This window comes from Kitasatospora sp. NPDC093558 (assembly GCF_040683475.1).
Classification (GTDB): domain Bacteria; phylum Actinomycetota; class Actinomycetes; order Streptomycetales; family Streptomycetaceae; genus Kitasatospora.
On the sequence record NZ_JBFBDY010000376.1, the window covers coordinates 1 to 6,202 of the forward strand.

The window sequence follows — 6,202 nt, forward strand, 5'->3', positions numbered from 1 at the left end:
GACTCGCCCGGCTCCTTGGCGCCCGGCCAGGCCTTGGCGACGCGGGCCGCGAGCACGAACTCCTTGCGCAGCGGGTGCCCCTCGAAGCCGTCCGGCAGCAGCAGGGTGACGAGGTGCGGGTGCCCCGGGAAGTCGATGCCGAACATCTCGTGGGTCTCGCGCTCGTGCCACGCGGCGCCGGCGTACACCGACACGGCGGACGGCAGCGCGGCCTTGTCGCGCGGCACCCGGGTGCGCAGCGCGAGGTGGCGCACCGCATGCCCCTCGGCGGAGGCCAGGTGGGCGACGACGGAGAAGCCGTCGGCGAGCTCGTCGACGGCGCTCAGCCAGTCGAAGAAGCCCAGGCCGAGCCCGTCACGGGCGCTGGTGAGCGCCTCGATCCAGTGCTCGGCGGGCACGTCGACGGTGATCAGCCCGTACGCCTCGGCGCCGGTCGCCCACTCGCCGACCGACGCCGCGTACTGCTCTGCCGTGGTCACGACACGCCTCCCTCGGGCGAAGGGCCCGAAGACCCGGCGGGTCCCGCCACCAGCGGACGCCGCAGCGCCGACGCGGGCGCGGCGTAGCGGCCGGGCAGCGACTCGGCGGCGATCTTCTCCTGCAGCTTGAGGATGCCCTGGAGCAGCGCCTCCGGCCGCGGCGGGCAGCCGGGCACGTAGACGTCCACCGGGATGATCTGGTCGACGCCCTTGGTCACCGAGTACGAGTCCCAGTACGGGCCGCCGGAGTTGGAGCAGGCGCCGAAGGAGATGACGTACTTCGGCTCGGGCATCTGCTCGTAGAGGCGCTTGACGGCGGGCGCCATCTTGTCCGTCACCGTCCCGGAAACGATCATCAGATCGGCCTGCCGGGGGCCGGGCGCGAACGGAATGACACCCATCCGGATGAAGTCGTGCTTGGCCATGGAGGCCGCGATGAACTCGATCGCGCAGCAGGCCAGGCCGAAGTTGAAGCACCAGAGGCTGTAGCGGCGGCCCCAGTTGAGCACGACCTTGACCGGGTCCGGCGCGAGCCGGGCCAGCGGGCCGATGCTCCGGCGCTCGATCGCGCCGGGGCGCGACGGGTCCGGGAGCCCGAGCGGGACCGGTCCGCCCGGCGCGGCGTGCGAGTGGTTGTGCGTCACGTCCATTCCAGAACGCCCTTCTTCCAGGCGTAGAGCAGCCCGACCGCGAGGAAGCCGATGAAGAGGAACATCTCGATCAGCGTCCCGGCCCCGTACCCGGCGGTGGCGAACACCGTCGCCCACGGGAACAGGTAGATCGCGTCGACCGCGAAGATCACGTACAGGAAGGCGTACACGTAGTAGCGGATCTGGGTGTGCGCCCAGTCCTCGCCCACCGGGTCCACGCCGCACTCGTAGGCCAGGAGCTTCTCCGGCGAGTACACCACCGGGCGCAGCAGCCGGTTGGCGGTGAACGCGACGGTGACGAACAGCGCGCCGACGACGGCGAGCAGTCCCATCGCCGCGTACGCGTCGAAGTAGCCGCCGCCGACCGCCGGGTCGGCCGCGACGGCAGCCGCTTGCCGCCACTCCATGCCTTCGCCCTCCACTCGGCCGTGAACCGCCCCTCAAGGCAGTTCTACGTCGCTTTTTTGCACGGTCATAACCATGGCCAATGCGTGAGTCTAAGGGGACGGCTCCGCTCCACCCGAACCCTGCCCGCTCCGCAAGACATCACATGGACAACCGGTGGACGTCCCCGTACCGCCCGGAGGCATCCGGGCAGGGGTGGGGATAACCCCCGGCCCAGGAGATGTATCACCCCCATGGCCCCACGCGCCCCCTGTTCGGGAAGCTTGGTCCACGAGATCGAGAGGGACGGTGGATCCTGATGAAGCCCCTGACCCGGCGCGCCGTTGACGCCGTCAAGGAGCAGGACGCGCGGATGGAGCGCGCCCCGCTGTACGGCGCCCGGATGTGGCGGCAGGCCGGGCAGCTGCTGCTGAACCTGCCGATCGGCATCGGCGGGTTCGTCTTCACGGCCGTCATGCTGTCGGTCGGCCTCGGGCTGTCCGTGACGGTGATCGGCCTGCCGCTGCTGGCCGGCGGGCTGGCCGGCTGCCGCGGCCTGGGCGCGCTGGCCCGGCGCCGGGCGCGGTCGGCGTACGGCTCGGAGATCAGCGAGCCGGAGCCGGTGGTCCGGCGGCGTCCGGGCGTCACCGGTTTCGCCATCGCCAACCTGACCGACCTGCTGAACTGGCGCTCGGCGCTGTACTGCGTGCTGCTGCTGCCGTGGGGCGTGCTGAGCTTCGCCGTCACCCTGGTCAGCGTGGTGGTCCTGTGGCCGGTGCTGCCGTGGGTGATCCGCGCCGAGGCGGCAGTGGACCGGATCCTGGTCGAGGCGCTGCTGTTCCCCGGCGCCCTGTCCGAGCGGGTGCGCGAGCTGGAGGAGGACCGCGGCACGGTGGTCGACACCGCCGCCGCCGACCTGCGCCGGATCGAGCGCGACCTGCACGACGGCGCCCAGGCCCGGCTGGTCGCGCTGGCGATGGACCTCGGCATGGCCAAGGAGCGCATGCGCGAGGTCGAGACCCCGGAGGACATGGCCGCCGCGGCGTCGATGGTCGACAACGCGCACGGCGAGGTGAAGCTGGCCCTGAAGGAGCTGCGCGACCTGGCCCGCGGCATCCACCCCGCGGTGCTGACCGACCGCGGCCTGGACGCGGCCCTGTCCTCGGTGGCGGCCCGCTGCACCGTCCCCGGCGGGGTCCGGGTGAACGTCGAGCTGCGCGGTCCCGACGGCGTGCCCGAGCGCCCGGACTCGGCGGTCGAGGGCATCGCCTACTTCACGGTCAGCGAGCTGCTGACGAACGTGTCCAAGCACTCGGGCGCGCGGAGCGCCTCGGTGGAGGTCTGGCGCTCCGACGACCAGCTGATGCTGCTGGTCCAGGACGACGGCCGGGGCGGCGCGTCCGCCTACCCGGGCGGCGGCCTGGCCGGGCTGGCCGAGCGGGTCGAGGCGGTGGACGGCGTGTTCCTGGTGGAGAGCCCGGAGGGCGGCCCGACCGCCGTCACCGTCGAGCTGCCCTGGCGCACCCGCACCGCCCGCCACTGAGCCCCCTGGCACGCGACGCACCCCCCGGGCACGCGACAAGGCGCCGGCGCCCCGCCGAGGCAGTGACGGGGCGCCGGCGCCGCTCCGGTGCGGCACGGCCGGACCGCGGAACCCTTGCGCGGTGTGCGGCCCGGCCGGTGGCCGTACCGGGGTCCAGGGGTCCGGCCGCTAGGAGGTCGTCTCCAGCGTGCCGAGCGTGACGTCGGCGGTCTGCGACGCGCCGTCCCGGGTGTACGTCACGGTGACCTTGCCGCCCGGCGTGAGCGAGGCGAGCGCTGTGGTCAGGGCGTTCAGCGAGTCGACCGCGGTGTCGCCGAGCTTGGTGATGACGTCCCCGGGCTGGAGCCCCGCCGAGGCGGCCGGGCCGCCCGCGCTGACCGTGACGACGACCGCCCCGGCCGGCTGGAACTGCTGGTTGAAGCTGGTCCTGGCGGTGACGCCGAGCGCGGCCCGGCCGGAGTTGGTGACCTTGCCCTGCTTGATCAGCTGGTCGGCGATGTTGGTGATGGTGGACGCCGGGATCGCGAAGCCGATGCCGGGCGCGGCGGCGCCGCCCGCCTGCGGCTCGGTGGCCGCGAGGGTGTTGATGCCGATCACCTGGCTGTCGAGGTTGACCAGCGCGCCGCCGCTGTTGCCCGGGTTGATCGCGGCCGAGGTCTGCACCATGTTGCCGATCGTGGCGCCCGGCGACCCGCCGCCCCTGGGCTCGGAGACGGTCCGCCCGGTGGCCGAGACGATGCCCTGGGTGACGCTGCTGGAGAGCCCGAGCGGGCTGCCCATGGCGAGCGTGATCTGGCCCAGCTGGACCTTGCCCGAGTCCCCGAAGGCGGCGGGCTTGAGGCCGCCCGGCGGGCTGCTCAGCTTGATCACCGCGAGGTCGGAGTCGGGGTAGCTGCCGACCAGACTGGCGTCCAGGGACTTGGTGCTGTTGGCCAGGGTGACGGTGAAGGTGGTCGCGGTGCCGACGACGTGGGCGTTGGTGACGATGTCGCCCTTGTCGTCGTAGACGATCCCCGAGCCGAGGCTGTCGCCGGTGGTGATCTGCACCACGGAGGGCAGCACGTCGGCGATCACCTTCTGGTACGCGTCCTGGAGCTGGTTGCCGCTCACGGGCGGGGCCGAGGAACCCGTCTTGGCCGATGAGGAAGCCGCGGAGGAGGCGGCCGGGCTCGCGGAGGAGGACTTGGCCGACGACGACGAACCGCTGCTGCAGCCGGCCAGCGCCAGCGCGGCGGCCGTCAGCACGGCGACCGCGCCGGGGACCGCCTTGGGGCCGGTCGGCCGCGGACCGGCCGGGAGGGGGCGGTTGTGTTCCTTCTTTCGGCTCACCTTGGCTGCCTCCGATTCGTCACCAGGCCGAGAGCACAGAAATCTTTGTCAGCATTTCACCGAATTGTCCGAATTGCTGGCTGGACTCGCCCGACGAGACCGGTCAAAACCGGACGGCCTAGGATCGGTGCCATGACCTGGTTGATCACTGGCGGTGCCGGATACATCGGCGGGCACGTGGTCCGTCAGCTGCTCGACGCGGGCGAGAGCGTGGCCGTCCTGGACGACCTCAGCACCGGCGAACCGAGCCGGCTGCCGGCCGACGTCGCGCTCGTCAAGGGCTCCACGCTGGACCGCGCCGTCGTGTCCGCCGCCATCCGCGAGCACGCGGTGACGGGGATCCTGCACTTCGCCGCGAAGAAGCAGGTGGGCGAGTCGGTCGAGCGGCCGTTCCTGTACTACCGCGAGAACATGCTCGGCCTACAGACCGTCCTGGAGGCCGCCGCCGATGAGGGCGTGCGGCGCTTCCTGTTCTCCTCGTCCGCCGCCGTGTACGGCATGCCGGACGTCGACCTGGTCACCGAGACCACCCCGTGCGCGCCGATGAACCCCTACGGCGAGACCAAGCTGGCCGGCGAGTGGCTGGTCGCCGCCGCCGGGCGGGCGCACGGCATGTCGACGATCTCGCTGCGGTACTTCAACGTGGCCGGCGCGGGCGCGCCGGAGCTCGCCGACACCGGGATCTTCAACCTCGTCCCGATGGTCTTCGAGCGCCTCACCACCGGCCGGGCGCCGCGCATCTTCGGCGCGGACTACCCCACCCCGGACGGCACCTGCGTGCGCGACTACATCCACGTGTCCGACGTCGCGTCCGCCCACGTCGCCGCCGCCCGCCGGCTCGCCGCCGACCCGCCGGGCGACACCGCGCTGGTGCTCAACATCGGCCGCGGCGAGGGCGTCAGCGTCCGCGAGATGCTGGCCCTGATCGGCGAGGTCACCGGGCGGGACACCACCGCCGAGGTGACCCCGCGCCGCCCCGGCGACCCGGCCCGGGTGGTGGCCTCCGCCGACCTGATCGGCCGCGAACTGGGCTGGCACGCCCGCTACGACGTCGCCGAGATGGTCGCCTCCGCGTGGGAGGGCTGGTGCCACCGCCACCCGGAGGCCCGGACGCCGTAGGGCCCGGTCAGCGGGCGGGCACCGCCGTGCCGTAGAAGGCGTCCAGCGCGTAGACGCAGCGGTCCTTGGAGCCGACGAACACCCGGCCGCCGACCGCCACCGGGGAGCCGGTCAGCTCGCCCTTGGTGCCGAGCTCCCAGCGCAGCTGACCGCTCGCCAGGTCCACCGTGTGCAGCGAGTGGTCCCGGCTGCCGAGGTGGACCAGGCCGTCCGCGACCGCCGGGGAGCCGACGATCTCGCCGCGCGCGGTGTAGCGCCAGCGCTCCCGGCCGGTGGCCGCCTCGAACGCGTACAGCACCTCGCCGCTGCCGACCAGCACCATGCCCTCGCCGACCACGACCGGCTCGGCGCCCTGCCGGCTGCCGGTGGCGCCGCGCCAGCGGTCCCGGCCGGTGGCCGCGTCCAGCGCGTACACCGTGCCCAGGTAGTCGGCGACGTAGACGGCGTCCGCGTCCAGCGCGGGCGGGGTGAAGAGCACCACCGGCGCCTCGAACCGCCAGCGCTCGACGCCGCTCGCCGCGTCCAGCGCGTACACCCGGGTGCCGGCCGTCACGTACAGCACGCCGCCGCGCTCGACGGGGTGCGACGGGACGTCCTCGCCGACCGGGAAGGACCAGCGCAGGCCCGCGCCGCGCGGGTCGACGCAGCGCAGCCGCCCGCCGCCGTAGTAGTACGCGGCGCCGGCCACCAGGACGGGC

Annotated in this window: 7 protein-coding genes; 2 read left to right on the forward strand and 5 right to left on the reverse strand. The window is 73.3% G+C overall.

Going from position 1 to position 6,202, the window contains the following annotated elements:
* The 3 genes from AB0O00_RS26740 to AB0O00_RS26750 all read right to left on the reverse strand — a co-directional run.
* Positions 1–479, reverse strand: a 479-nt coding sequence (locus AB0O00_RS26740) for an NADH-quinone oxidoreductase subunit C (RefSeq protein WP_363655898.1), incomplete at its 3' end; no start/stop codon positions are given.
* Positions 476–1,129, reverse strand: coding sequence for an NADH-quinone oxidoreductase subunit B family protein (locus AB0O00_RS26745; protein WP_363655900.1), 654 nt, complete (start codon positions 1,127–1,129; stop codon positions 476–478). The genes AB0O00_RS26740 and AB0O00_RS26745, both read right to left, overlap by 4 nt.
* The gene (locus tag AB0O00_RS26750; protein WP_363655902.1) at positions 1,120–1,536 is read right to left on the reverse strand and encodes an NADH-quinone oxidoreductase subunit A; all 417 of its coding nucleotides are present in this window, start codon (positions 1,534–1,536) and stop codon (positions 1,120–1,122) included. The genes AB0O00_RS26745 and AB0O00_RS26750 overlap by 10 nt, the downstream gene beginning before the upstream one ends.
* 350 nt (positions 1,537–1,886) lie before the next feature.
* On the opposite strand from AB0O00_RS26750, the gene AB0O00_RS26755 reads away from it, so the two are divergent.
* Complete coding sequence (locus AB0O00_RS26755) at positions 1,887–3,056, forward strand: sensor domain-containing protein (RefSeq protein WP_363655908.1); 1,170 nt, start codon at positions 1,887–1,889, stop codon at positions 3,054–3,056.
* Between the two features lie 168 nt (positions 3,057–3,224).
* On the opposite strand, the gene AB0O00_RS26760 is transcribed toward AB0O00_RS26755, so the two are convergent.
* Positions 3,225–4,298, reverse strand: a complete 1,074-nt coding sequence (locus AB0O00_RS26760; RefSeq protein WP_363655909.1) for a trypsin-like peptidase domain-containing protein — start codon at positions 4,296–4,298, stop codon at positions 3,225–3,227.
* Positions 4,299–4,517: 219 nt separating this feature from the next.
* Here AB0O00_RS26760 and galE point away from each other — a divergent pair, with 219 nt between their 5' ends.
* Entirely contained in the window at positions 4,518–5,504 is a 987-nt protein-coding gene (gene galE, locus AB0O00_RS26765; RefSeq protein WP_363655904.1) for a UDP-glucose 4-epimerase GalE, read from the forward strand.
* A gap of 7 nt (positions 5,505–5,511) precedes the next feature.
* On the opposite strand, the gene AB0O00_RS26770 is transcribed toward galE, so the two are convergent.
* The coding region (locus tag AB0O00_RS26770; RefSeq protein ID WP_363655906.1) for a PQQ-binding-like beta-propeller repeat protein at positions 5,512–6,202 on the reverse strand (691 nt) is incomplete at its 5' end.